Origin of the sequence: Frondihabitans australicus (assembly GCF_003634555.1) — a bacterium.
GTDB classification, from domain to species: domain Bacteria; phylum Actinomycetota; class Actinomycetes; order Actinomycetales; family Microbacteriaceae; genus Frondihabitans; species Frondihabitans australicus.
In genome coordinates this window covers 1423885-1449175 of the sequence record NZ_RBKS01000001.1, presented here as the reverse complement: position 1 = coordinate 1449175, position 25291 = coordinate 1423885, and the positions used below count along the sequence as shown (strand labels likewise).

At 70.5% G+C, this 25291-nt stretch carries 23 protein-coding genes and 1 tRNA gene; 11 read left to right on the top strand and 13 right to left on the bottom strand.

The genetic code is table 11. The features are described 5' to 3' along the window. Positions 1–79 precede the first annotated feature (79 nt). The 8 genes from C8E83_RS06700 to C8E83_RS06665 all read right to left on the bottom strand — a co-directional run bounded on the left by C8E83_RS06700 (position 80) and on the right by C8E83_RS06665 (position 9451). Positions 80–2653 (bottom strand): DEAD/DEAH box helicase, encoded by a 2574-nt coding sequence (locus tag C8E83_RS06700; RefSeq protein WP_121369005.1) that lies wholly within the window; start codon positions 2651–2653, stop codon positions 80–82. Next, positions 2619–3383 carry a twin-arginine translocase subunit TatC gene (gene tatC, locus C8E83_RS06695; RefSeq protein ID WP_121371780.1) on the bottom strand — a complete coding sequence of 255 codons (765 nt, stop codon included), beginning with the start codon at positions 3381–3383 and terminating at the stop codon, positions 2619–2621. The genes C8E83_RS06700 and tatC overlap by 35 nt, the downstream gene beginning before the upstream one ends. Before the next feature lie 157 nt (positions 3384–3540). Beyond that, the gene (locus C8E83_RS06690) at positions 3541–4512 is read right to left on the bottom strand and encodes a helix-turn-helix transcriptional regulator (RefSeq protein WP_281270800.1); all 972 of its coding nucleotides are present in this window, start codon (positions 4510–4512) and stop codon (positions 3541–3543) included. Continuing rightward, a complete protein-coding gene (locus C8E83_RS06685) occupies positions 4505–5557 on the bottom strand; it encodes a helix-turn-helix transcriptional regulator (protein WP_342768908.1) in 1053 nt (350 codons plus the stop codon). Before C8E83_RS06685 ends, C8E83_RS06690 begins: the two co-directional genes overlap by 8 nt. 84 nt (positions 5558–5641) lie before the next feature. After that, complete coding sequence (locus tag C8E83_RS06680; RefSeq protein WP_121369003.1) at positions 5642–6559, bottom strand: FKBP-type peptidyl-prolyl cis-trans isomerase; 918 nt, start codon at positions 6557–6559, stop codon at positions 5642–5644. Positions 6560–6653: 94 nt separating this feature from the next. Further along, entirely contained in the window at positions 6654–7616 is a 963-nt protein-coding gene (locus C8E83_RS06675) for an FKBP-type peptidyl-prolyl cis-trans isomerase (RefSeq protein WP_121369002.1), read from the bottom strand. Between the two features lie 3 nt (positions 7617–7619). After that, the gene (locus tag C8E83_RS06670; protein ID WP_245981447.1) at positions 7620–8723 is read right to left on the bottom strand and encodes a tRNA (adenine-N1)-methyltransferase; all 1104 of its coding nucleotides are present in this window, start codon (positions 8721–8723) and stop codon (positions 7620–7622) included. Then, positions 8720–9451, bottom strand: coding sequence for an HAD family hydrolase (locus C8E83_RS06665; protein WP_245981444.1), 732 nt, complete (start codon positions 9449–9451; stop codon positions 8720–8722). The genes C8E83_RS06670 and C8E83_RS06665 overlap by 4 nt, the downstream gene beginning before the upstream one ends. 74 nt (positions 9452–9525) lie before the next feature. Here C8E83_RS06665 and C8E83_RS06660 point away from each other — a divergent pair, with 74 nt between their 5' ends. Then, positions 9526–10446: a proteasome assembly chaperone family protein gene (locus C8E83_RS06660; RefSeq protein WP_121369001.1), complete on the top strand. Its 921-nt coding sequence runs from the start codon at positions 9526–9528 to the stop codon at positions 10444–10446. A gap of 30 nt (positions 10447–10476) precedes the next feature. Here the strand turns inward: C8E83_RS06660 and C8E83_RS06655 are convergent, their stop codons facing one another. Then, positions 10477–11043: a P-loop NTPase family protein gene (locus tag C8E83_RS06655; RefSeq protein ID WP_121369000.1), complete on the bottom strand. Its 567-nt coding sequence runs from the start codon at positions 11041–11043 to the stop codon at positions 10477–10479. 23 nt (positions 11044–11066) lie between these two features. Between C8E83_RS06655 and C8E83_RS06650 the strand changes: the two genes are divergently transcribed. Beyond that, entirely contained in the window at positions 11067–11603 is a 537-nt protein-coding gene (locus tag C8E83_RS06650) for a hypothetical protein (RefSeq protein ID WP_121368999.1), read from the top strand. Between the two features lie 210 nt (positions 11604–11813). On the opposite strand, the gene C8E83_RS06645 is transcribed toward C8E83_RS06650, so the two are convergent. From C8E83_RS06645 to C8E83_RS06630, 4 genes are read right to left on the bottom strand one after another with little or no spacing between them, the layout of a single operon-like run. Then, positions 11814–12560, bottom strand: coding sequence for a class I SAM-dependent methyltransferase (locus C8E83_RS06645; protein ID WP_211331671.1), 747 nt, complete (start codon positions 12558–12560; stop codon positions 11814–11816). An 18-nt stretch (positions 12561–12578) separates the two neighbouring features. Then, positions 12579–13823 (bottom strand): cysteine--1-D-myo-inosityl 2-amino-2-deoxy-alpha-D-glucopyranoside ligase, encoded by a 1245-nt coding sequence (gene mshC, locus C8E83_RS06640; protein ID WP_121368998.1) that lies wholly within the window; start codon positions 13821–13823, stop codon positions 12579–12581. Then, positions 13823–14665: an undecaprenyl-diphosphate phosphatase gene (locus C8E83_RS06635; protein WP_121368997.1), complete on the bottom strand. Its 843-nt coding sequence runs from the start codon at positions 14663–14665 to the stop codon at positions 13823–13825. Before C8E83_RS06635 ends, mshC begins: the two co-directional genes overlap by 1 nt. Before the next feature lie 15 nt (positions 14666–14680). After that, positions 14681–15976, bottom strand: a complete 1296-nt coding sequence (locus C8E83_RS06630) for a M20/M25/M40 family metallo-hydrolase (RefSeq protein WP_121368996.1) — start codon at positions 15974–15976, stop codon at positions 14681–14683. A gap of 101 nt (positions 15977–16077) precedes the next feature. Between C8E83_RS06630 and C8E83_RS06625 the strand changes: the two genes are divergently transcribed. From C8E83_RS06625 to C8E83_RS06585, 9 genes are all read left to right on the top strand, one after another. Next, a tRNA-Leu gene (locus C8E83_RS06625) sits at positions 16078–16162 on the top strand. 291 nt (positions 16163–16453) lie between these two features. Beyond that, positions 16454–17431 (top strand): aldo/keto reductase, encoded by a 978-nt coding sequence (locus C8E83_RS06620; protein WP_121368995.1) that lies wholly within the window; start codon positions 16454–16456, stop codon positions 17429–17431. 78 nt (positions 17432–17509) lie between these two features. Beyond that, a complete protein-coding gene (locus tag C8E83_RS06615) occupies positions 17510–17776 on the top strand; it encodes a hypothetical protein (RefSeq protein ID WP_121368994.1) in 267 nt (88 codons plus the stop codon). Positions 17777–17817: 41 nt separating this feature from the next. Beyond that, positions 17818–19143 carry an NAD(P)/FAD-dependent oxidoreductase gene (locus C8E83_RS06610; protein WP_121368993.1) on the top strand — a complete coding sequence of 442 codons (1326 nt, stop codon included), beginning with the start codon at positions 17818–17820 and terminating at the stop codon, positions 19141–19143. 869 nt (positions 19144–20012) lie between these two features. Continuing rightward, positions 20013–21569, top strand: a complete 1557-nt coding sequence (locus tag C8E83_RS06605; RefSeq protein WP_121368992.1) for a sugar transferase — start codon at positions 20013–20015, stop codon at positions 21567–21569. After that, on the top strand, positions 21569–22798 hold the full coding sequence (locus tag C8E83_RS06600) for a glycosyltransferase family 4 protein (protein WP_121368991.1): 1230 nt from the start codon (positions 21569–21571) through the stop codon (positions 22796–22798). Before C8E83_RS06605 ends, C8E83_RS06600 begins: the two co-directional genes overlap by 1 nt. Next, positions 22795–23559, top strand: coding sequence for a CDP-alcohol phosphatidyltransferase family protein (locus C8E83_RS06595; protein WP_121371775.1), 765 nt, complete (start codon positions 22795–22797; stop codon positions 23557–23559). Before C8E83_RS06600 ends, C8E83_RS06595 begins: the two co-directional genes overlap by 4 nt. Further along, positions 23560–24804, top strand: a complete 1245-nt coding sequence (locus tag C8E83_RS06590; RefSeq protein WP_121368990.1) for a P-loop NTPase family protein — start codon at positions 23560–23562, stop codon at positions 24802–24804. Next, complete coding sequence (locus tag C8E83_RS06585; protein WP_121368989.1) at positions 24801–25244, top strand: FAD synthase family protein; 444 nt, start codon at positions 24801–24803, stop codon at positions 25242–25244. Before C8E83_RS06590 ends, C8E83_RS06585 begins: the two co-directional genes overlap by 4 nt. Positions 25245–25291: the final 47 nt, after the last annotated feature.

Genomic DNA, 25291 nt, shown 5'->3' with positions numbered 1-25291 from the left:
ATAGGTGCCGTGCCTTGGAACGCCGCCCGTGGCAGGCTCCTGGGGCGCAGGATCAGGGGCTCCGCCCGCCCGAGGCCGCTCAGACCGCGCTGTACGCCACGATCCCCCGCCGCACCGCGTCGAGTGCCCGGCGGGCGTTCGACCCGACCGGCGCGTCGGCCACGATCGAGAGCTGGTCGAGGAGGTCGATGGTCTGCTTGGTCCAGCGGACGAAGTCGCCGGCGGCGAGGTCGGCGTCGTCGAGGACCGTGTCGAGGTCTGCTCCGCGGGCCCACTTGTACATGGCCAGGGCGAGCCCGGGCGACGGCTGCGACGTGCCGGGCAGTCGGTGCGCCTGCTCGAGGTCGTCGAGCTCGGACCAGATCGTCTGGGTTCGGTCGAGGGCGGTGCGGTACTCGCCGCGGGGCAGGAACCGGTCGCCGAGCATTCCCTCGTCGCGTCGCGGCTCGTAGACGAGCGTCGCGGCCATGGCGGCGATCGACGGCACGTCGAGCGAGTTCCAGGCGCCGCGGCGCAGGCACTCGGCGACGAGGAGGTCTCGGTCGCCGTAGATGCGCCGCAGGGCGCGACCGGGGGCGGCGACGAGGACCTCGGCCGTGCGCGACACCGACGAGGAGTCGTGCAGGACGGGCGTCTCGCCGGTCGAGCCGGCCCCCCGGGGCACGAGGTAGCCGAGGTCGAGCAGCACGTCGGTCACCCGGTCGAAGACCTTCGCGACGGCGCCGGTGCGGCCGCGGATCTGCGCCGAGAGCTGATCGTGCTGCTTCTTGAGCTTGTACCAGCGCTCGGCCCAGCGGGCATGCTGCTCGCGCTCGGGGCACTCGTTGCACACGTGGGTGCGCATCTGACGCCGAAGGGCGGTGATGCGCTGCTGCCGACGGTCGCGTTCGGAGCGGCTCTGGACCTCGCCGCGTGAGGCGCCCTGCTTCTCGAGCTCGGAGATCTGCTGCCGGATCTCGAAGTACTCGCCGAAGTCGCCGAGGTGGCACTCCATCGACTTCGCGTAGCCGTCGAGCGACTGCTGCTGGCTGCGCGCCTTGCGGGCGAGGTCGACGACGGCGCGGTCGGCCTGGAACTGCGCGAACGACGTCTCGAGCACCTCGCGCGTCCGGGCCCGGCCGAACTGCTCGATGAGGTTGACGGCCATGTTGTAGGTCGGCCGGAAGCTGGAGTTCAGCGGGTAGGTGCGGCGCGAGGCGAGGGCGGCGACGGCCTGCGGGTCGAGCCCCTGCGCCCACTGGATCACCGAGTGGCCCTCGACGTCGATGCCGCGACGGCCGGCGCGGCCGGTGAGCTGGGTGTACTCCCCCGGCGTGATCGGCACGCGCGCTTCGCCGTTGTACTTCTCGAGCTTCTCGAGCACGACCGACCGTGCCGGCATGTTGATGCCGAGCGCCAGGGTCTCGGTGGCGAACACGACCTTGAGCAGCTTCCGCTGGAACAGCTCTTCGACCACCTCTTTGAAGGCGGGCAGGAGCCCGGCATGGTGCGCCGCGACTCCGCGCTCCAGCCCCTCGACCCACTCGTAGTAGCCCAGGACCGCGAGATCCTCGTCGCGGAGCGTGCGGCAGTGGTCGTCGACGACCTGACGGATCTCGTCGCGGTCTGCGGCGCTCGTGAGGCGGATGCCCGACCGGAGCACCTGGCGGACCGCCTGGTCGCAGCCGGCGCGGCTGAAGACGAAGAAGATCGCCGGCAGGAGGTTCTTGCCGTCGAGCAGCTCGACGACGCGCCAGCGGTCCATGCGGCCGAACGCCTGCGGGCCGCTCTGCACCGGCCGCGACGGGCCCTTGCCGCGGGTGCCGCCGCGACCGCGGTAGCCGTGCGAGCCGGTGCCGGCGCGACCCGATCGGGATCCTGCCCTCGTCGACAGCGACGCCGCGCGGACCAGCTCGGGGTTGACCCGGTTCGTGGCCGCCTTGCCGGTGGAGTCGAAGAGGTCGAGGTACTTGTTGCCGACGAGCACGTGCTGCTGCAGCGGCACGGGGCGCTCTTCGGAGACGATGACGTCGGTCTCGCCGCGCACGGCCATGAGCCAGTCGCCGAACTCCTCGGCGTTCGACACGGTCGCCGAGAGGGAGACCATCCGGACGTCCTGAGGGAGGTGGATGATCACCTCCTCCCACACGGCGCCGCGGAACCGGTCGCCGAGGAAGTGCACCTCGTCGAGGACCACGTAGCGCAGGTCGTCGAGCAGGTCGCTGCCGGCGTAGAGCATGTTGCGGAGCACCTCGGTCGTCATGACGACGATGCGGGCGCGGCTGTTGACGTTGGTGTCGCCCGTGAGCAGGCCCACCTCGCTGGCGCCGTACTCGGCGACGAGCTCTTGGAACTTCTGGTTGCTCAGCGCCTTCATCGGGGCTGTGTAGAAGACCTTGTCGCGGGGATCCTGCATCGCGAGGTGGATCGCGAACTCGGCGACGAGGGTCTTGCCGGCGCCCGTCGGGGCCGCGACCAGGACGCTGCGGCCCTGCTCGACGACCTCGCAGGCGGCGATCTGGAACGGGTCGAGACCGAACCTCAGCCGCGCGCGGAAGGCCTGGAGGGCCGGGGTCTTCTGCCGGTTGCGGGACGCGGCGAACCGTTCAGCCGCGGAGGGCTCGCTGGAAGTCACCCAGCTATTCTCCCGCGAGTTCGGCGTCGAGTTCCGCATCGGAGAGGGCGAGGCGCTTCGCGGCCCGGCGGTCGTGCAGCCAGGCGATGCCGCACGCCACCAGGTAGAGGAACGCCATCGGCACAGCCAGGATCAGCATCGACACGACGTCGGCCGACGGCGTCACCAGGGCGGAGAACACGCAGATGCAGATGATCGCGATGCGCCAGCTCTTGATGATCGCGGCCGCCGAGAGCAGGCCGATGAAGTTCAGGAGCACGAGGAACACCGGCAGGACGAAGGCGACGCCGACCGCGAGCACCAGCTTCAGCACGAAGTTGTAGTAGGTCTTCGCGTCGATGATGCTGGAGTCCTGCTTCGCGGCGAACGAGGTCATCACCTCGACGATGTGCGGCAGCACGTAGTAGCCGCCGGCGCAGCCGATGAGGAACAGCGGGATCGCGGTCAGCGTGAAGCCGAGCGCGTACATCTTCTCTTTGCGCATGAGCGCCGGGACGATGAAGGCCCAGATCTGGTACAGCCACACGGGGCAGGCGATGACGACGCCGACGGTGATCGTGATCTGCAGCTTCAGGTCGAAGGCGCCGGTGATGTTGGAGAAGTTGAGGCTCGCGCGGCGGTCGCTGCCGGCGATGGCGAGCACCGGGGCGCGGAGGGCGTCGAGCACGTAGTCGGAGAGGAACCAGCCGGCGACGCTGGCGAGCAGGATCGCGAGGGCCGCGATGAACAGGCGGCGGCGCAGCTCGAGGAAGTGGCCGCCGAGCGACATCCGCCCCTCGCGGTCTTTCGGCGCGCGCTTCTGCTTGCCGGCGGTGCCCTTGGCGCCGCCGAGATCGGTCGTGGCCACGGCTCACCGCTTCCTTGCTCGGGTGGGAGGTTTCAGTGTAACTCGCGAGAGGCGCGAGTTCGGCACCCTCCGAACGGGATCACAGGTAGCGTTCGGCGGCGCGCTGGGCCCAGTCGGCGACGGCGAGACGGGCCGACGGCGGGTCGGTGACCACGGCGCGGCCGGGCAGCCCCGCGACAAGGCGCGCGAGCGAGCCGAACTGATTGACGCGCAGGTGCAGGCGGCACCGGCCCTCCCCGACGTCCTCGATCTCGTCGGGGGCGTAGTCGGCCAGCAGCGACGACGCCTCGGCGTCGATCTCGACCGTCACGACGACGTCGTCGGGCGAGCCCTCGAACAGCGTCTCGGGCAGCGGCAGGTCGCCCTTACGGTAGGTGATGGGCTGGTCGCTGACCGCAGGAGCCGAGATGCGATCGAGCCGGAACGTGCGGATCGCCTCCCGCAGGTGGTCGTAGCCACGGAGGTACCAGTCGGCGTCCACCGACTCGACGCGCAGCGGGTCGACTCGGCGATGCTCCGACTGACCGCGCACGCCCGAGTAGTCGAACTCGATCTGCACGCCCTCGTCGACGGCGCGACCCACGAGCGCCAGCATCTGGTTCGTCTCGGAGTTCTCGACGGCCACCTGGCTCGGCGCCGCCGACGCCCCGCGGGACAGCTTCGACGAGAGCGACGCGATCGCCTGCCGGTCGGCGTTCTCGGGCAGCGACGAGAGGTACTGCAGCCCGGCGATCAGGGCCGCTGCCTCGCGCGCCGAGAACCGCGGCGAGTCGTCGATCGCCACCATGTTGGTGAGCTGGATCACGTCGTTCTGCTCGAAGTCGTCCCAGGCGATGTCGAAGAGGTCGCCGTGCTGGTACTGGGAGGTCTCGCCTGGGATCCCCGAGACGGCGATGAGCTCGACGGCCTGCTTGATCTGCTTCACGGGGACGCCGAAGTGCGCGGCGGCCTCGTCGACCGAGACTCGACCGCGGTCCATCAGGTAGGGAACGAGCGACAGGAGGAACGCCAGCTTGTCCTGGGCGCCCGGCGCCGGAGTGCGGTCAGGCACGGGGGTCCTCCTCGACTCGGTCGATGACGAACGACGACGCGTCGTCGTTCTGCGGGTCGGAGTGGTCGGCGACGAGCGCGGCGAGGCGCTCGCGGACGAGGCCCGTGAGCTCGTCGGGGCCGGTCACTCGCACCTCCGGCCCGTACGAGGCCAGCTCGTCGGCCAGGAGGTAGCGGTCGGACCAGTGGATCACGAGGGATCCGTCGGCGGCCCGGGTCGTGCCGCGCCTCTTCGTGAGCCGGGTCTCGGCGTCGGAGTTCGCCTCGACGTCGACCGTCGCCGTCTGAGACTCCCAAAGGGCCTCGAGGTCGGCGAGGGCTCGTTCGGCCGTGGCGTCGTCGGGCGTCAGCCACGAGTGGCTCGTGATGGTCACCGGCGAGACGATCCGGGAGAGCAGGAACACGCGACGTCCGCCCGTCTCCGGGTCGATCGCGGGGCACATCCACCGCCCCTGGAACTGCACGAGGGCGTACGGGACGACCCTGCGCGCGCGGGCGGAGGCCTCGCCGGGCTTCAGGTAGTCGAACGTGACGACGGCGGAACGGTCGAGCGCTGTGCGGAGGGGTTCGAAGGCCGCGTCGCGCGATCGGATCCTGGGCGCGTAGGCCAGCTCGGGCACCGGGGTGGCGCCGCCGAGGCTGCGGAGCTTGAGGAGCGCTCGGCGGGACTCGCCCGAGAGCGTGCCCTCGCGCCAGACCATGGCCGCGAGAGTGAGGAGCGCGGTCTCTTCGGACGAGAAGGCGATGTCGTCGGGCAGCTCGTAGGCGCCGCGCGGGATCCGGTAGCGGAGGTTCTGGTTGTTGCCGGACGACCCCGGCTCTTCGAGGGTTTCGAGCGGGACGCCGAGCTCGCGGATGTCGTCCTTGTCGCGCTCGAACTGCCGCTCGAGGGCGGCGTTGTCGCCGGTCGACCAGCGCTGGCGGTAGCCCTGGACCGTCGAGAGGATCTCGGTCTTAGTGAGGCCGGTGTCGGTCGCGAGCAGGGCGAGGACGAGGCTGAAAAGCCTCTCTTCGACGGGGATGCGCGGGACGCGAGCGGCAGGCACGATGTCGATCCTAACGGCCGGAGGCGGCGGTCGGCGTCAGGGCCGACCGCCGCCTCCGGCGGGGTGCTTCGGTGTCGACGTGGGTCAGAACGAGCCCAGCACGTCGAACACGTAGATGTAGTTGCCCGAGCCGCTCGTGCCGGAGGGCACCACGACCATGACCTGCGAGCCGACCGACTGCCCGATGAGCGCCTTGCGGATCACGGCGGGGATCTGGCTGGAGTTCAGGGCGACCGTCGTGGCGGCGTCGCCGTCGGTCCACGTCGAGCCTTCGACCTTCGAGGTCTGCGACCAGTCGACCGCGGTGAACTGCGCGATGGCGGTGTCGCTCTTGGTCAGCGTGTGGCCGGAGCCCTTGCGGACCAGCTGGACCTTCTCGGAGGTCGGCGCCGCGACGTCGGGCACGCTGATGCCGGGGGCGCCGTTCGCGGCGGTGACCACGGCCGGCATGTTGTTCACGCCGGGCTGGAGGGCGCCGTTCGCCTTCGGCAGGAACGCCTTCACGACGTCGACGATCGCGACATACGCCGGGCCCGACTTGCCGTTGGACTTGGCCGTGCTGGTGAGGTCGGAGGCCTTCACCGCGATGGCGAGGCGCGAGCCGACCTGGGCGCACTGGAGGCCGTCGACGATCGGGCCGCCGTTCTTCTCGCCGACCGTGATCGGCGTGGTGGGCTTGCCGTACGACGACGACGAGACGACCTTGCCGGTGGTGCCGGAGTAGACGGTGTACTTGATGAAGACCGGGGTGCCGTCGGTGAGCGTCTGCCCGTGGCCCTGGATCAGCGTCGACACCTCGGTGTGCGAGGTGTTGATCGGCGTCGGGATGTTCGCCTTCGTCGGCTTCGAGCCGAACTGCCCAGAGACCGAGACGACGCTCGACGCGTCGCCCGACGCCGGGGTCGTGCACCCGGCCGAGCCGGGAGCGGACGCCGTGGAGCAGGCGGTCAGCGACCCGAGGAGGGCGGCGGTGACAACGATCAGCGCGGGGAGCTTGCGCACGAATCCTCTTTCTCTGGTGGCCGGCGAGCCCGACCAGCCTACTGGTTCGACCTTCGGGCGCCGGACACGGGGCGAGCCCCGGCCGGCGCCGCGATCAGCTGACCTTGCCGAGCAGGTCGACGACGAAGACGAGTGTCGAGTTGGCCGGGATCGACGACTGCGCGGTCGAGCCGTAGCCGTCCTTCGCCGGGATCACGAGCAGCACCTGGCTGCCGAGCGGCTTGCCGACGAGACCCTTCACCCAGCCCGAGATGACCTGGCCGTCGGCGATCGCGAGGGCGGTCGGCTGCTTGCGCGACCACGACGAGTCGAACACCTTGCCATTCGAGAACAGGGCGCCGGTGTACTGCACCATCACCGTGTCGCCCGACTTCACCTTCGCTCCTGAGCCCTTGATCAGGGTCGTCGCCACGGTCGACGACGGCGCCTTCGTGCCCTTCGGGATCGTGATCGTCGGGGTGCCGTCCGAGCCGAGCTTCACGGTCGGCTGGCCGGCGACCGGCTTCTCCTTCGTGCCGGTGGCCCGAGCGGGGAACGCCTTCAGCACGTCGGCGACGAAGACGACCGAGTCCTTCGCGCCGATGTTGTACGACGAGATGCCCTTGCCGTTCGTGGAGTCCTTCGCGCTGCCCGCGATGACGATGCGATCGCCCACGCGCGAGCACTCGAGGCCGTTGATCAGCGCGGCGAGCTGGGTCGACTTCTGCGTGACCAGGTACGACTTCGTGTACGAGACCGCCTTCTTCTCGGTCTTGCCGTCATAGAGGCTCACCCCGAACACGACCACGTCGTTCTTCTTCACGACCGCGCCCTTGCCCGTGACGACCGTCGTCTTCTGCGACGTCTTCGTCGCGACCGACTTCGACGAGAACTTCACCGTCGGCGCCTTCCCGACCGAGCCCGACACCTTCACCGAGTCGGAGGCGCTGCCCGACGACATGCCGGTGCAGCCGGCGCTCGTGGTCGACGACGAGGTGCAGCCGGCCAGCGAGAGCGAGACCAGGGCCCCGATCGCGGCCGCCGTGGCGATGGCCTTGGTGAGCTTGAAAGAGGGCACGTGTCAGTCCTGTCCGGTGGTGGGGTCGTCGGTGTCTGTGCTTGTTTCGAGGGCTGCTTCGGTCGCAGGATCGGGAGCGCCTGCGAACCGGAGGTCTCCGCGCACGGCCTTCGCCGCTGCATCCTGCGCCTGCCTGGCGGTCTTCCGCAGCTTCTTCGCGGTCGCGCTGCGCTCGCCGAGGGCACCCGGGGTCCACAGCTCGACGTCTTCGTCGGTGAAGTCAGACTTCGAGGCGCGGCGCTTCAACTCGGGCAGGACGGCCCCTGGCGCGAGGCGCCGGGCGGTCATGAGGAAGCCCGTGTGGGCGATCATGCGGTGGTCGGGGCGCACGGCTAGGCCCTCGACGTGCCAGCCGCGCACCATCGTCTCGGACGAGTCGGGCTCGGTGAACAGGCCGGTCGCGCGGAACGCCTCGGCGGTGCGGGAGAGCTGCGTGACGGTCGCGATGTAGCAGACGACCAGGCCGCCGGGGCGGAGGGCGTTCGCGGTGGCCTCGACGCACTCCCACGGGGCGAGCATGTCGAGCACGACGCGGTCGGCCTCGCCGTCGGGCACGACGCCCGGCAGCTCGTCGACCAGGTCGCCGACCGTGACCGTCCAGTTCTCCGGGTCTGCACCGAGGAAGCTCGTGACGTTGCCGCGGGCGACGTCGGCGAACTCCTCGCGGCGCTCGAACGACGCCAGGCGCCCGTCGGGCCCGATGGCGCGCAGCAGCGAGAGCGACAGGGCGCCCGACCCCACGCCCGCCTCGACGACGGTCGCCCCCGGGAAGATGTCGGCGAACGTGACGATCATCGCCGCGTCTTTCGGGTAGACGATCGCGGCGCCGCGCGGCATCGACATGACGAAGTCGGCCAGGAGGGGGCGGAGCGCCAGGTATTCGTCGCCCGTCGACGCGATGAGCACCGAGCCGTCGGGCTTGTCGACGACGTCGTCGTGGCGGATGATGCCGCGGTGCGTGTGGAACTCGCCGCCCGGCGTCAGCGTGATCGTGTGCATGCGGCCCTTGGGGCCGGTCAGCTGGACCTTGTCGCCGTAGAGGAAGGGCCCGCTCTGGCGGCGGTAGCCGGACGGCGTGCCCGGCGCCTGTGCCGTGGCGTCGCTCACTCCTCGCCCTCCGGAAGGGCGGCGAGCTCGCGGCCCGATTCGAGGATCTCGCGCAGGTCGTCCAGGGTGACCCCGGTGAGCGTGTCGCGGCGGAGGAACCCGCCGTCGGCCGGAAGCGGGGCGTGGTGCTCGACGGCGATCGTCACGGCGCCCGAGGCGACCGCGGCGGCGGCGCCCGTCGGTGAGTCCTCGATGGCGACGCAGCGGGTGATGTCGACGCCGAGGCGCTCGGCCGCGACGAGGTAGGCCTCGGGGTGCGGCTTGGCGTGCTCGACCATGTCGCCGGCGACGACGAGGTCGAACGCGTCGAACTCGATCGCGTCGGCGATCTCCTCGGCCATGCGGCGGAACGACATCGTGACCAGCGCGGTCTTCACCCCGGCGTCGCGCAGTTCGCGCAGGAGCTCGCGGGCCCCGGGCCGCCACGGCAGGTGCGAGCGGATGTCGCGCAGCACGTCGTCGGTCATGTAGTCGATGATCGCCTGACCGTCGAGGGCCACGCCGTGGTCCTGGAGCACCTTGGCGGAGTGCCAGAGGCCCGAGCCAATGAGGGAGTCGCCGTCCTCGCGGCTCCACGTGCCGCCGTGCTCGGCGACGAGACGCACCTGAGACTCCTGCCAGTAGGGCTCGGTGTCGACGAGGGTGCCGTCCATGTCCCACAGCACGGCCTCGGGCAGGGGCCGGGCCGCGCGCGACGAGGCATCGAGGGCCGGAGTGGTTTCGGTCACGACGAGCGAGTCTACCGGTCTATCGTGGAGGGTCAGCGCGGGCGACCCCTGGTCCTGCGCAGTGAGGGAGCATCTTGACCGGTACGTCGCGATTCGCCGACGGGCGCCTCCTCGTCGTCGCCTTCGAGGGCTGGAACGACGCGGGTGAGGCGGCGAGCAACGTCGCACGCGCTCTCGTCGACGCCTTCGACATGACGACCCTCGCGGAGCTCGACGGCGAGGCGTACATCGACTTCCAGTTCAATCGGCCGCAGGCGGCTCACGACGACGAGGGCAACTCCATTCTGGTGTGGCCTCGGATCCTGCTGCACGGGGCTCCCCCGGTCGCGACGCCGGTCGCCGACGTCTCGGGCGAGGTCGTCACGAGCGACGGCGCCTCCGACGGCGGTCTGCTCGTGCTGCTCGGGGCCGAGCCGTCTCGCTCGTGGCGGTCGTTCGCGGCCGAGATCGTCGACCTCGCCGACGTCCACGACGTCACCGGCGTCGTCTTCCTCGGCGCGATGCTGGCCGACGTGCCGCACACCCGGCCCATCTCCATCTACGTCGGCAGCGAGAACACCGACGTGCGGAACGAGCTCGACGTCGAGCGCTCCACCTACGAGGGCCCGGTCGGCATCCTGTCGGTGCTCGGGCAGGCGCTCGAGGAGGCCGGCGTGCCCACCCTGTCGATCTGGGCGTCCGTGCCGCACTACGTGCACAACGCGCCGTCGCCGAAGGCGTCGCTCGCGATCCTCGAGAAGGTCGAAGAGCTCACCGGCGTCGACATCCCCCGCGGCGACCTCGTCGAAGAGGCCGCGGCCTGGGAGGCCGGCATCGACGCGCTCGCCGCCGACGACGAGGACATGGCCGGGTACATCGAGCAGCTCGAGCAGGCGCGCGACACCGTCGACTCCCCCGAGGCGTCGGGCGAGGCGATCGCGCAGGAGTTCGAGCGGTACCTGCGGCGCCGCGACGGCAAGTCGGGCGACGACCCGTGGCGGCCGCCGGCGCAGTAGCGGCTATCGCTCAGCGCTCCGCCGTCTTGCTCAGCGCTCGCCGCGATGCTGCGCCGCAGCGACGACGAACTGCTCCACCTCGCGCGGTGACGTGAGCCAGACCACCTGCAGCGCCGGGTTCTCCCGCGCCAGCCGCTCCCCCAGGTCGTCGAGCTTGTGGCGCGTGCTGATCGACCAGCGCACGACGTGGCCCGAGTCGGTGAAGAAGTGGCGCAGCGGCCCTTCGCGGTTGCCGTTCCACAGCTCCTGCCGGGTCATGCGGCGCTTCACCGTGCGGGTCGCCACGCGGCGGAAGACCGTGCTGTAGGGCAGGTCGAGCCACACGACCGTGTCGGCGCGTTCGGTGATGAACGACTGCTGTGACGTGTACGACAACTCGGTCACCCAGCGGTCGCCGCGGGTGAACGCGTCGACGTCGGCGGCGAACGCCTCGCGGGGCACCCAGTCGGGCCCGTGGAAGAGGGCGTCCATCTCGGTGTACGGCAGCTGCAGGATCCGCGACAGCCGTCTCGCGAGCGTCGACTTGCCCGCCCCCGACACCCCGGCCACCGCGATCCGGCGGGGCGTGTGCGGCAGCGGGTCGAGCGGTCCGAGCATCCGACCAGCCTACGGTGCCGCGGGTGCGCCGCTGGCCGTCGGCCGGGCGGCGTGACAGCATCGTCAACGTGAAGCAGGTGGGGGCGGTGTCGGCGGCGGGCGAGCAGGCGGTCGTGCATTTCTTCAGCGCGACGACCGAGAAGGGCGCTGCACGCTGGGCCGCGCGTCTGGCGCGGCGCGGCTTCACGCCGTGGCTCGACTTCGTCGTGCCGGGGTGCGGAGGCCATGTCGTCGGTGTCGAGTTCCCGCCGCGCGACCTGACCCCCGGGGCGGTCGACGCAGAGATCCGGGCATTGCAGGAGCTTGCGACTCGCCGCCGAGACATCACCTACGCCGGCCTCGAGATCTGTGCGCCCGGCGCCCGGGCGCCCCACATCTACCGCAGCCCGGTCCGGCTCGTCAGCGACGCGTTCGTCGGCGAAGGCGCACCCCGCGGGTCGACCGGCGCGCTCGTCGACATCCTGGACGTGGGGGTGTTCATCTTCGACTCCGGGGATCCGACGCCTGACGGGTACTATCCGTGGTTCGTGGTCGAGTCCGGCGACTTCGAGGTCATGTGACGCGTGGCGGGTGTCGAGACACCCTCGACCCGACACATTTTGGTCGTGGGGCGACCTGATCCGTCGGGTCGGGGGTGTTTCGGCGTCCGGCGAGTCAGGACGCGGATCGAGAGGCGGCGATGGTGGCGAGGTAACGGGCGGCGGCCCGGCGACTGTGGAGGGTGACGAGGCGGTCGGACGAGCCACCGGAGCCGACGACGACGACGCGCTTCACGGGCGGGAGGCGAGGACGAGGAAGCGGTGCGAGCGCACCGTGAATGAGCCATCGCGCTCGATCCGAGCGTGCAAAGCGAGGAGCGGCTCCTCATAGCGATCGACCGTGAAGTCGGGGATCTGCCAGGCCACGGCCCGGAGCTGGAGCACGACGGCCCCGATGTCGAAGAAGGTGAGCGGCGGCCACTCCTCGCGCGCCTCCTCGATGTGGAGGCCGCTGGACTCCACTTGCGCGACGGCCCGCTCGAGGGTCCAGCTCCCGGCCTCGTGACCGCGTTCGGCTCCGAGCGCCGCGTTGAGCTCCTCCGAATCGTCGCTTCCGACCTGCTGCGTCAGCAGTCGACCGCCGGAGTGCAGGGCACGCGCCGTCTCACCGGCGTCGAGCCGGCCGTGACGGTTGAGGACGAGGTCGAACGAGGCGTCGTCGAACGGCAGGAGCCCGTCCGCACTCGCCACCACCGCGACTCCGAGCGGGGCGAGGCGCGACGCCGCGATCGGGACATTGGGTGCCCAGCCCTCGGTGGCGCGGCTCCCGTCGGGCAGTGGCGCCAGCCCGGCCAGGAACTCACCGCCGCCCGTATCGACGTCGAGCAGTCGGGCCGACGAGCGGACGAGGTCTCGCGCCATCGACTCGTACGACCACGAGGGCGCGGATCCTGAGGCCCGGCCCTCCATCCACGAGAAGTCCCATCCGCCGCCGGGTCTGGCCGCCGCCTCTCGGATCAGCTCGTCGAAGTCGGCCATGGCGGGAGGCGAGGCGAGTCAGGCGAGGCGGATGCCGAGGAGGGCGTCGACGGCGGCGACGTCGACGGCGGTGGGGGCAGACCCCGAGCGGACGGCGCGCTCCACGAGCGACACGGCACGCGGGGTGTCGAGGTCGTCGGCGAGGGCCTCGCGCAGCTCCTGCAGAAGCGAGGTCTCGGAGGCACCGGGCTCGGCACGCGCCGCCCACTCGGTCCAGTGCGTCAGCCGCGCGATCGCCGCGTAGACGTCGTCGTCGAACCACTCCCAGTCGGAGCGGTAGTGATGCTGCAGGAGCGCGAGACGGATCGCCCGGGGGTCGACCTGCTCCGCCACGAGCTCCGACACCTTCACGAGGTTGCCGAGCGACTTCGACATCTTCTCGCCCTGGTAGGCGACCATGCCCGCGTGAGCGAAGTGCCCCGCGAACGTCGAGCCGGTGAGGGCCGTGGCGTGCCCGGCGCTCATCTCGTGGTGCGGGAACACCAGGTCGGAGCCGCCGCCCTGCACCGACAGAGGCAGCCCGAGGGCGTCCTGCGCGATGACCGAGCACTCGATGTGCCAGCCGGGCCGGCCCTCGCCGACGGCGGACGGCCACGAGGGCTCAGTGTCGCGGGCGGAGCGCCACAGCAGCGGGTCGAGCTCGTTCCGCTTGCCGACGCGATCGGGGTCTCCCCCGCGCTCGGCGAAGAAGTGCAGCATCGTCGCGGCGTCGAGTCGGCTCTCGATGCCGAGGTGCCACGACGTGCTGTCGGCGGCGCGCGCCACGTCGAAGTAGACGTCGTCGCCCGCGGCCGACTCGGGGGTGTCGACCCTGTAGCCGAAGCCTGCGTCGATGAGCGCGGCCACGGCGGAGCCGATCCGCTCGACGACGTCGGTGACGGCGACGTAGTGGTCGGGCGGGATCACGCGCAGGTGCTCCATGTCGCTGCGGAACAGGTCGGTCTGCGACGCCGCCAGCTCACGCCAGTCGACGCCCGTCGCGATCGCGCGCTCGAGGAGCGGGTCGTCGACGTCCGTCGTGTTCTGCGCGTACGACACGGCGACGCCGGCGTCGCGCCACACCCGGTTGAGCGTGTCGAACGCGAGGTACGTCGACGCGTGGCCGAGGTGCGTCGCGTCGTAGGGGGTGATGCCGCAGACGTAGAGGCGTGCACCCGCACTCACGTCGGTCGGTCGGAGCGAGGCGGTCGCGGTGTCGTAGAGGAGCGGCACGGATCCTGCGCCCGGAAGGGAGGGAAGAGACGGAGCCGACCAGGGCCTCATCAGCCGATCACCCCGACGCCCAGGAGGACGAACAGGACGATGCCGAGCACGATGCGGTAGACGACGAAGGGCATGAACGAGCGCTTCGAGATGTAGTTCATGAAGAAGGCGATCACGACGAAGCCGACGACGAACGCGACGATCGTCGCCGCGGCGGTGTCGACGACGTTGTACGGGTTGTGCGCGTGCGAGTGGATCGCCTGGTAGGCCTCGAACAGGCCCGAGCCGAAGACCGCCGGGATCGCGAGGAGGAACGAGTAGCGAGCCGCGGCCGGCCGCGTGTAGCCGAGTGCGAGGCCCGCCGACGTGGTGGCGCCCGAGCGGGAGACGCCGGGGATCAGCGCGAGGACCTGCGCGATGCCGATGCCGATGCCGTGCGACCACCGCATCTCCTCGAAGCGGAGCACCTTCTTGCCGTACATGTCGGTGATGGCGAGGATCACGCCGAACACCACGAACACGGTGGCCAGCAGCCAGAGCGAACGGAAGTCGGTCGCGATCAGGTCTTGAGTGAGGACGCCCACGATGATGATCGGGAACGTGCCGATGATCACCAGCCAGCCCATGCGCACGTCGGGGTCGCTGCGGTCGTGGCGGCCGAACAGCGCCAGGAACCAGCGCGACACGATGCGCGAGACGTCCTTCCAGAAGTAGATGAGGACGGCCGTCTCGGTGCCGAGCTGGATGATGGCGGTGAAGGCGGCGCCCGGGTCGAACTCCTTGCCCGCGGCGTGCGGGAAGAACAGGGCGACGAGACGGATGTGCGCGCTCGACGAGATCGGCAGGAACTCGGTGAGGCCCTGCACGAGGCCGAGGAGGAGCGCCTGGAGAAAGTGTTCCACGGGGGCGGAGGCCTCTCAGTAGGTGCGGAGGAGATCGCGGAGCACGCGACTGCCAAAGGTTAGTGCGTCCAGCGGCACCCGCTCGTCGACGCCGTGGAACATCGCCGGGAAGTCCATCTCCTCCGGCAGCCTGAGCGGCGCGAAACCGTAGCCCTTGATGCCGAGGAGGCTCAGCGCCTTGTTGTCGGTGCCGCCCGAGAGCATGTACGGCAGCACCGGCGCACCCGGGTCGTGCTCGTCGAGCGTCGCCACGATCTGCTCGACCAGCGGACCGCCGAACTCGGTCTCGAGTCCGATGTCGGTGTGCATCGTGACGATCTCCATCTCGTCGCCGATCAGCTCGCGGACCTGGTCGAGCACCGACTGCTCCTCGCCCGGCATGCAGCGGATGTCGATGAGAGCCGACGCCGTGTCGGGCACTACGTTGTGCTTGTAGCCGGCCTCGAGCAGCGTCGGGTTCGTCGTCACGCGCAGGCTGCCACGGATGAAGCCCGAGGCCGTGCCCGTCCGCAGCACCAGCTCGTCGGGGCTCGTGCGCTCCGGGTCGACGTCGAGGATCCGCGCCACCGCGCGCAGCAGCCCCGTCGTCGTCTGCGTGAGCGACACCGGCCACTCCTGCCGCCCCAGTACGGCGACGGCCTCGGCGAGCTTCGTCACCGCGTTGTCCTTGATCATCTGCGACCCGTGACCCGCTGTGCCCCGCGCGATCAGCTTGATCCAGATGAGAGCCTTCTCGCCCGTCTGCAGCAGGTACGCCCGCTTGCCGTCGATGTACGTCGAATAGCCGCCGACCTCGCTGATGGCCTCGCCGAAGCCGTCGAACAGCTCCGGGTGGTTCTTCACCAGCCAGTGTGAGCCCAGCACACCGCCGGCCTCCTCATCGGCCAGGAACCCCAGCAGCAGATTGCGCGCCGGCCGCTCCCCCGACTCCAGCAGCTCGCCGACGCTCGTGAGCATCATGGCGTCCATGTTCTTCATGTCGACGGCACCGCGACCCCACAGCATGCCGTCCTTCACCTCGCCGCCGAACGGGTCCACCGACCAGTTCGCAGGATCGGCAGGCACGACGTCCAGATGCCCGTGCACCACGAGCCCCGCCTTCTCGGGGTCACGGCCCTCGACCCGCGCCAGCACGCTGTGGCGCCCCGGCTCCGACTCGAACATCAGAGGCTCGAGGCCCATCGACTCGAGCCTCGCTGCGACGTACTCCGCCGCTTCCGTCTCGCCGTTCGACCTGCCGCCGCCGTAATTGGTGGTGTCGAAACGGATCAGATCCTGCGCGATCCGTGCGGTCTCGTCGAGAACGGTCATACTGCCCACGGTACCGGTCGTCGGCTGTGTCAGAGGCAGGTGCCGAACCGTGCTAATGTCTTCCAGGCGGAAACGCCGGAGCAACACCAGCAACAACACTCGTCCGGGTGGCGGAAATGGCAGACGCGCTAGCTTGAGGTGCTAGTGCCCGTATAGGGCGTGGGGGTTCAAGTCCCCCCTCGGACACGAAAGAAATGGCTCGTGCCTATCCAGAACCTTCGGTTCTGGGCGCGGGCCATTTTTTCGTCGTGCTGGTCTGGCCGCTCTCGCGGCGCGCTCGCGACATCGCTGCGCTCGTCGCTCGCTGTGCACGGGCTCGCTGCGCTCGCCGTGCGTCGGCGTGGGGCATTGGTCGCTGCGCTCCCTCGCCCCGGCATCGCTGCGCTCGCCGTGCGCCGGGCATCGGTCGCTGCGCTCCCTCGCCGCCTGCCGGGTGTAGGACGGACGTGTTCCCCCCAACGACCGAAAGGGTCACCAATGGAATACGTGCGTCTGGGTGCTTCCGGACTGGAGGTGTCGGCGGTCACGCTCGGCATGATGAGCTACGGCGACGCCACGAGAGGCGGCCACCCGTGGGCGCTGCCCGAAGACGAGAGCCGCCCGTTCATCCAGCGGGCCCTCGAACTCGGCATCACCACCTTCGACACCGCGAACGTGTACAGCAACGGCTCGAGCGAGGAGATCACCGGGCGCGCCCTGAACGACTTCGCGAAGCGCGACGAGGTCGTCATCGCGACCAAGCTGAACGGCAGGATGCGCCCCGGGCCGAACGGCGCGGGCCTCTCGCGCCTCGCCGTCATGACGGAGGTCGACAACAGCCTCCGTCGCCTCGGCACCGACTACATCGACCTCTACCAGATCCACCGCTTCGACCCGAACGTGCCCGTCGAGGAGACCATGGAGGCCCTCCACGACGTCGTCAAGGCCGGCAAGGTGCGCTACATCGGCGCCTCGTCGATGTACGCCTGGCAGTTCGCCAAGATGCAGTACACGGCCGACCTCGGCGGCTGGACCCGCTTCGTCTCGATGCAGGACCAGTACTCGCTGATCCAGCGCGAGGAGGAGCGCGAGATGCTGCCGTTCTGCCTCGACCAGGGCGTCGGCGTGCTCCCGTGGTCGCCGCTCGCCCGCGGCCGCCTGACGCGCGACCTGGACGAGACGACCGACCGCTCCGAGACCGACGCCTTCGGCAAGACGCTGTATCGGCAGCAGGAGGACGCCGACCGTCAGGTCATCGACGCCGTGAAGTCGGTCGCCGAGGAGCGCGGCGTCTCGCGCGCGCAGGTCGCGCTCGCCTGGGTCCGTCAGCAGGAGGCGGTCACCAGCCCCATCGTCGGCGCCACCAAGCCGCACCACCTCGAGGACGCCGTGGCCAGCGTCGACCTCTGGCTCACCGACGAGGAGCTCGACCGCCTCGAGAGCGGGTACGTGACGCGCACTCCCGAAGGATTCTGATCCGATGAGCCGTCCCGGGTGCATAGTGAGAGCACCCGGGCGGCGACGGAGCCGCCGGAGAGTCGATGGGAGCCCACCGTGAGCGACGACACCAGCCACGCCGACGACGAGGCCAAGGAGGCCCAGGCCGGCGAGGAGCAGACCTCCGCGGCCGACGACACCCCGCTGAACGGCGGTGCGCACGCCGCCTCCGGCTCGTTCACGAGCACGAAGGAGGACGGCGTCGACTACGACGGCGCGTTCACCGACTCGGAGATCCCGGCCGACGACATCAAGCCCGGCGAGACCGAGGCCGACAGGGCAGGGTTCGAGGGCGCCTACACCGAGAGCGACGGTGTCGAGTAGAACCTCGGTGCACCTGATGATCCTGGAGTAGCGTCGATGTCATGACAACGCGAATCGTTATTCTGGGTGGTGGTTCGGCGGGCCTGCACACGGCGCTCGCTCTGCAGAAGAAGAGGCCTCCGCAGAGCGCCAGCATCACGGTGATCGACCCGAGCCCGTACATGACGTACCAGCCGTTCCTCCCCGAGGTCGTCGGCGGGCACATCGACCCGAAGGACGTGACGGTTCCGCTGCGCAAGACGCTGCGCCGCTCCAAGTTCATCCAGGGCGCCATGACCGGCATCGACACCGCCAAGAAGACGGTCGCGGTCGACCTGGCCGACGGCAAGACCACCGAGGTCGGCTACGACCACCTCGTGGTGGCCCTCGGCGCGGTCACCCGCACCTTCCCGACCCCCGGCCTGGCCGAGAACGCCGTCGGCTTCAAGAGCGTCGAGGAGGCCGCCTACGTGCGCGCTCGCGTCCTCGGCAACATCGAGAAGGCCGCCAACACGCTCGACCCGGCGGAGCGCGCGAAGCTCCTCACCGTCGTCTTCGTCGGCGGCGGCTACACCGGCGTCGAGGCGATGGGCGAGCTGCTCGACGCGGCCAACGCCGCGGTCGACCAGTACCCGGTCCTGTCGCGCCACGAGCTCCGGTTCGTCCTGGTCGAGGCCCTCGACCGCGTCGCCCCCGAGGTCGGCCCCGAGCTGTCCAAGTGGACCCTCGGCGCCCTCCGCGCCCGCGGCATCGACATCCGCCTCAAGACCACCATGCCGTCGTGCGAGAACGGCGACTGCGTGCTCAGCGACGGCGAGACGATCCCGGCCGGCACGATCGTATGGACGGCCGGCGTGAAGCCGAATCCGGCCCTCGACGCGACCGACCTCCCCCGCGGCCCCAAGGGCCACGTCAACGCGAACGCGAAGCTCGAGGTCATCACCGACGAGGGCAAGCGCATCGACGGCGTCTGGGCCCTCGGCGACAACGCTCAGGTGCCCGACCTCACCGCGGCGAAGCAGCCGGCCTACTACCCGCCGAACGCGCAGAACGCCGTCCGTCAGGCCGTGACCGTCGCCGACAACATCCTCGCCTCCATGGCGGGCGAGCCGCTGGCCGAGTACCGCCACGAGTCGGTGGGCACCGTCGCCAGCTACGGCATCGGCAAGGGCGCGGCGCTCATCCAGGGCGTGCACCTCAAGAACCTGCTCGCCTGGCTCGCGCACCGGGGCTACCACCTGCTCGCGATGCCGACCTACACGCGCAAGTGGCGGATCCTGACCGGCTGGGTGACGAACTTCGTCTCGGGCCGCGACGAGACCACGCTCGAGAACATGACCGACCCGCGGGCGTCGTTCGTCGCGCTCGCCGCGCCGCCCAAGAAGTAGGCCCGGGCGCCGACAGGCCCCCGTCGCTTCACCCCGAGACCCCCGCGAACCACCCCGCGGGGGTCTCCTGCGTTTCACCGGCGTTACATTTCGTCCCACGGGGCACGCGGTGCAGATATCACCCGTTTAGCCCGTTCGGGGTCATCGGGGTACAAATAATGAGGTCATTCGTGAGGACAAAATGGGCCTCGTCGGCGTCCCCCATTCCGACAACTGTCGAGAAAATCTCGTGGTCGTGACGGCGTCGGGTGCCCCGCGATCCGCATGGTTCCGGGCGACTCGCCGGGGTGCCGATCGAACCGGAACGTTCGTCCGTTGAACCCCCGGTGAACGCGTCCTGTCCCCCTGTCCTCGCCGAGGTGTCGTCTCACCCGTTCGGGGGTATCACTCACCCCCTGTGATCCGGCTGTCACGGGGGTAAGAGGTCCCCCGAAATGGGGGCATGTGCCCCCCGTCTCAGGGGGGCTAACTTCACTGTGTGCCCACTCGTAGAGGGGGCAGAACGACCGGCAAGGCAGCACCACCCGCCGGCAGGAGCACCCGAAATGCCTCCCGCCGGAGCAGCCCCGCACGATCACCCGTCTCACCCGAACCCGAACACCCGAATCCCCGACTGTCGACGCGTCGCGAACCACGAGATCACCCGTACCCGACGGGCTCTCCCAGGATCAGAGAACGCATCGTCACCGGGCGCATCCGACGAGGTCCCCGAACCGCCGCGTCGAGTGCACCCACCCGGCTGCGGTCCACTCCCGAATGGTGGATCGCGGCGAATGCACCGCCTACCCGAACCCGAGATCCATGCTTACCCTGCACATTCCGCGTACGTTCCCGCGTACCCGCTGCCGCCCCGAATCGGCGGCGGGATCATGAGCGGCATCAGCCGCGACGCCGGCGAGAGCCGCGTCGCCTGGCCGTCGTCCGCGCGGACGACCACCGCGGCATGGGCGGACCTCGGCGATCGGGTGGGCGGTGCGTCCACCGGCGCCTCCTGGGCCCTGCGCTACCGCCGTCGGCTGTTCGCGGCCGACGTGTCGATCATCTCCGCCAGCGTGGTCCTCGCGAGCATCGTCGAGGCGTTCCGCGGCGGCATCGACGAGACCGCCTCGGGCTTCGCCGCGGCGCACCCGCCGACGCTCTTCATCACTCTCGGCTACCCCGTCGGGATCGGCCTGCTCTGGCTGCTGTGCCTGGCGTTCCACCGCACCCGCGACCTCTCGGTCGTCGGCACAGGCGCCGCCGAGTACAAGCGCGTCACGAACGCCACGATCCTCACCTTCGTGCTCATCGCCCTGGTCATTTCGATCACCGGCCACGAGAGCATGCGCGCCTACTTCTTCGTGGCGCTGCCCGGAGGCACGCTCGGCCTGATCGGCTCCCGCTTCGCGCTGCGCCGCTGGCTCATGCGCCAGCGGAAGCTCGGCAACTACCTCTCGCGCGCCATCGTCGTCGGCAGCCGCGCCGACGTCCGCTACGTCATCGACCGGATCGACGAGAAGCCGGGCGCGCTCTACGACGTCGTCGGCGCCGTCGTCGACGACGAGGACCCGTCGGGCATCTCCATCGGCTCCCGCGTCGTCCCGATCGTCGCAGGACTCGACGACGTCTCGCGGGCCGTCTGGAAGATGTCGGTCGAGAGCGTCATCGTCGCCGGCGACCCCCGTCACGGAACGGACTACGTCCGCGACCTCGGCTGGAGCCTCGAGGGGCGCGCCACCGAGCTCGTCATCGCGTCGCGCATGGCGAACATCGCCGGCCCGCGCATCCACTTCCGCCCGGTCGAGGGCCTGCCCCTGATGCACGTCGAGCTGCCTCAGTTCGACGGCCCGAAGCACATGATGAAGCGGGCGACCGACGTGGCCCTGTCGGGTCTCGGGATCCTGCTGACCCTTCCGCTCATGGCCGTCATCGCCCTCGTGGTGCGCGCCGACGACGGCGGACCGGTGCTGTTCCGCCAGACCCGCGTCGGCCGCGACGGCCAGCGCTTCACCATGCTCAAGTTCCGCACCATGGTGGTCGACGCCGAGGCCCGCCTGGCCGAGCTCGAGGCGCGCTCCGAGGGCGCCGGGCTCCTGTTCAAGATGAAGCAGGATCCCCGAGTCACCCGTGCCGGTCGTGTCCTCCGCAAGTACTCGCTCGACGAGCTCCCGCAGCTGTTCAACATCTTCTTCGGAACGATGAGCATCGTCGGGCCGCGCCCGCCGCTGCCGCGCGAGGTCGAGGGCTACGCCGACCACGTGCACCGCCGCCTCTACATCAAGCCCGGCCTGACCGGCATGTGGCAGGTCAACGGGCGCAGCGACCTGAGCTGGGAGGAGAGCGTCCGGCTCGACCTCTACTACGTCGAGAACTGGTCGATGACCGTCGACCTCGTGCTCATGTGGCGGACCATCAAAGTGATCCTGAGGCCGGAGGGGGCCTACTGATGACGGAGATCCTGAACCAGGAGCACCCGAGTTCGACGTCCTCGCTCGGCCGCATGGGCCGGCGGGGACGCGTCCTCGTCGTGCACTCCTCCGACGAGATGTACGGCTCCGACCGGATCGTGCTCGAGGTCGTCGCCGAGCTCGTCGCGTCGGACTCGCTCGACGTGACCGTGTGGCTGCCGACCGACGTCGAGCCCGGCCCGCTCGCGCCGCTGCTCCGCGAGCTGGGGGCGCGCGTGGAACGCCACCCGCTGCCGATCCTGCGCCGCCTGAAGCTCACCCCGGGCGGGTTCCTGCGCCTGGCACGTGACGCCGCACGGACCTTCTCGCGCCTTTCGGGGCGCCACTTCGACCTGGTGTACTGCGCCACGAGCGCATGCCTGCCCGTCGCCCCTCTCGCACGCCTCCGCGGCGTGCGGAGCGTCGTCGGCCACCTCCAAGAACCATGGGGAACGAGGGACCGGGTAGGTCTTCGTCCCCTGGCACGCGCGTGCACGGCCCTCGTGGCCGTCTCGCGCTCCGTCCTCGGCGCGTCGGGTCTCGCCGAGGACGCGCGGGCGGTGGTGGTACACAACGGTGTGCCCCACCGCTCGCGTGATCTTCCCGAGCCGCCGCCCGTGCACCCCCGCCCCCACTACCTCATCGCGAGCCGCTGGAACCCCCACAAGGGCCACGGCACGCTGCTGCAGGCGTGGGAGAGGGCGGGCTGCCCCGGCGAGCTCGTGATCCTCGGCGGCGCGCCAGCGGTCGGCATCGGCGTCGACGTCCCGGCTCTCGTGGAGAAGTACGTGTCGGATCCTGCGACCGTCACGGTCGTGGGCGAGGTCGACGACGCGACGCCGTACCTGCAGGCGGCGGACGCCGTGATCCTGCCCACCGACACCCTCGAGGGCTTCGGCCTCGTGAGCGTCGAGGCGTTCAGCGAGGGCCGCGCGGTCATCGCGTCGCGCTCCGGCGGCCCGGAAGAGGTCATCGAGGACGGCGTGACCGGCTGGCTCTTCGACTGCCAGGACGTCGACGCCCTCGCGGGCCTGCTGCGCGACCTCGACGTCGCCGCGCTGGCCGAGGCCGGCGTGCGCGCGCAGGAGGCGTACCAGGCCGAGTTCACCCCCGAGCACATGCGCCGCCGCATCCACGCCGTCGTCGACCGCGAGCTCGCGCGACGCGGCCCGGGCGCCGTGTCGCAGGGCCGCTCGGTCGAACCTCAGGATTGGGCGGCCGCCTCGTGACCTCGCCCCTCGTCAAAGAGCGCTACACCGACTCCCTGCAGCGCCTCCAGTCGGCGCAGAAGGGGTCGTCCGGCGCGCCCGCGTACTCCCGCTACATCAACCGGCGCATCGGCCGGTACTTCGCCGCCGCCGCCTTCCAGCTCGGCATGACGCCGAACCAGGTGACCGTGGTGTCGGCGCTGTTCACGTTCGCCGGCATCGCGACGATCGCCTTCGTCCACACGACGATCTGGTCGGCGATCGCGGTGATGCTCCTGCTCGTGATCGGCTACGCCCTCGACTCCGCCGACGGGCAGCTCGCGCGTCTGCGCGGCGGCGGCAGCCCGGCCGGCGAGTGGCTCGACCACGTCATCGACGCCACGAAGATCGCGACCCTGCACCTCGCCGTGTTCGGCAACTGGCTGCGCGAGCCGAAGGGCCACTTCGGCCTGCAGGGCTTCGCGCTCGCCTACGAGAGCGTCGCCTTCATCGCGTTCTTCGCCATCGTGCTCACGGACCAGCTGCGGCGCCAGCAGCACGTCCGCACGGGCATCCCGACGCGCGGCTCGCGCCAGACCAGCGCGCTGTACTCGCTCGCCGTGGTGCCCACCGACTACGGACTGATGTGCCTCGCCTTCGTCCTGCTCGCCTGGCCCGCCGGCTTCACCGTCGTCTACCTCGCCTTCTTCGCGGCGAACACGCTGTACCTCCTGCTCGCCCTGCCCAAGTGGTTCCGTGAGCTGGTGAGCCTCGGCGAGCTTCCGGATCGGGAGGTCGCGTAGGTGAACACGCCCCTCACCCTGGTCGACGTCCTGGCGCAGCTCCGCCGCCGCTGGACCGTCGTCGCCGGCGGCGCCGTCATCGGCCTTCTCGTCGGGATCGCCGCGGGCACGCCGAACCCGTCGGCGGTCGTCGTCGTGCTCGCCGCGATCGTCGGCGCCGCGGCCGGGTTCTTCGCCGCGTTCACGCTCGTCAAGCTCCACCCGCGCGTCACCAAGGTCGACGACATCCGCCGCGTGACCGGGCTGCCCGTCATCGCGCAGCTGCCCGCCGCGGTGATCGACCCCGACCTGGGCCCCGAGGGCTACGACGACCGCGCCTCGACGCGGCGCATGCGAACGACGCTCCGCGAGGCCGTCATGAACACGCGCAGCCTCGCCGGCGGCGACCTTCCCCGACGGCTGGTCCTCGCCCGCACCGACACGGTGTCCGAGGCGTCCGGCGTCGACGGCGGTCTGGCCCGCGCCCTGGTCGAGTCGGGCTTCGCGACAGCCGTGCTCGACACCGACCTGGAGAACCGTCTCGAGTCGCGGCCGTCGTCGGTCGACCAGTCGCCTCTCGGCGAGGACGCCCCGCGCACCGCTCCGGCCGGCTACGTCCGCGAGCCCGTCCCCGACCGCGTGATCGCCGCCCGTCCGGCCGACCGGCTCGCCCGGGTCGACGAGCTCCTCGGCGTCCTGGGCGACCGCTACGACGTCACGGTCGCAGGAGCAGCTAGCGACTCCCAGCCCGTCCCCCTTCGAGCGCTCGCCCCCGCCGCCGACGCCGTGATCATCGTCGCGCGGTCCAACCGCACCACGGTCGAGTCGCTGCTGGCCATGTACGGCGAGCTGCTCGGCATGGGCGTGGAGCCGATCGGCGTGATCCTCACCGGCGTCGCGGCGCGGCACAGGGTGCTGCTGCGGAGCACGTGGACGGCGTCGGACTTCCGGGCGGGCGTGGTGGCGACCGACTCGCCGGCGCGGGACGACGACGTGGCCGAGCCGCCGGCTCCTGCGACCTCGGAGGCCGCCGTGCAGGCGCCGACGCCCTCGCGACGCTCCCCCAAGGCGCCCACCTCGCCCGTCGTCGTCACGCCGCTGCTCTTCGACGACGAAGACGACGACCTCGATCTCGGCATGCCTCGCCTCGCCGGCTTCTCGATCGCCGACCTGGTCGAGCGCGCAGGATCCGGCGACGGCTCGTCGGGCGGCACGACCGCCCGCTCCCTCACCCGCCCTCTCGACAGCTCGGAGAAGGACTCATGACAGCACCGCGCCGTGTCGGCTACGCAGCCGGCGCCTACGACCTCTTCCACATCGGCCACCTCAACCTGCTGCGGCACGCGAAGAGCCAGTGCGACTGGCTGATCGCCGGCGTCGTCGCCGACGAGATGCTCGAGCTGACGAAGAACATGTCGCCGATGGTCCCGCTCGCCGAGCGCCTCGAGATCGTGAGCCACATCGACTACGTCGACGAGGCCTACGCCGAGCAGGTGCCCGACAAGATGGACGTCTGGCGCGAGCTGCACTTCGACGTCTTCTTCAAGGGCGACGACTGGCGCGGCACCGAGAAGGGCCTGAAGCTCGAGCGCGAGTTCGCCGAGGTCGGTGTGGAGGTCGTGTACTTCCCCTACACGATGTCGACGTCGTCGACGATCCTGCGGCGCGCTGTGGCGGCTCTCGACGCGGAGCAAGCGGCGCGCTGACCTCGGGGCGCGCGGGGCTCGGGTCGGGCCGCGTCGCGTTCTCCACA

Bases quoted from the DNA above. Each gene is read 5' to 3' on its own strand.
- C8E83_RS06700 (WP_121369005.1), bottom strand. From the start codon at position 2,653: ATGCGGAACTCGACGCCGAACTCGCGGGAGAATAGCTGGGTGACTTCC.
- tatC (WP_121371780.1), bottom strand. From the start codon at position 3,383: ATGTCGCTCGGCGGCCACTTCCTCGAGCTGCGCCGCCGCCTGTTCATC.
- C8E83_RS06655 (WP_121369000.1), bottom strand. From the start codon at position 11,043: ATGCTCGGACCGCTCGACCCGCTGCCGCACACGCCCCGCCGGATCGCG.
- C8E83_RS06645 (WP_211331671.1), bottom strand. From the start codon at position 12,560: ATGGCCGACTTCGACGAGCTGATCCGAGAGGCGGCGGCCAGACCCGGC.
- mshC (WP_121368998.1), bottom strand. From the start codon at position 13,823: ATGAGGCCCTGGTCGGCTCCGTCTCTTCCCTCCCTTCCGGGCGCAGGA.
- C8E83_RS06630 (WP_121368996.1), bottom strand. From the start codon at position 15,976: ATGACCGTTCTCGACGAGACCGCACGGATCGCGCAGGATCTGATCCGT.
- C8E83_RS06620 (WP_121368995.1), top strand. From the start codon at position 16,454: ATGGAATACGTGCGTCTGGGTGCTTCCGGACTGGAGGTGTCGGCGGTC.
- C8E83_RS06610 (WP_121368993.1), top strand. From the start codon at position 17,818: ATGACAACGCGAATCGTTATTCTGGGTGGTGGTTCGGCGGGCCTGCAC.
- C8E83_RS06605 (WP_121368992.1), top strand. From the start codon at position 20,013: ATGAGCGGCATCAGCCGCGACGCCGGCGAGAGCCGCGTCGCCTGGCCG.
- C8E83_RS06600 (WP_121368991.1), top strand. From the start codon at position 21,569: ATGACGGAGATCCTGAACCAGGAGCACCCGAGTTCGACGTCCTCGCTC.
- C8E83_RS06585 (WP_121368989.1), top strand. From the start codon at position 24,801: ATGACAGCACCGCGCCGTGTCGGCTACGCAGCCGGCGCCTACGACCTC.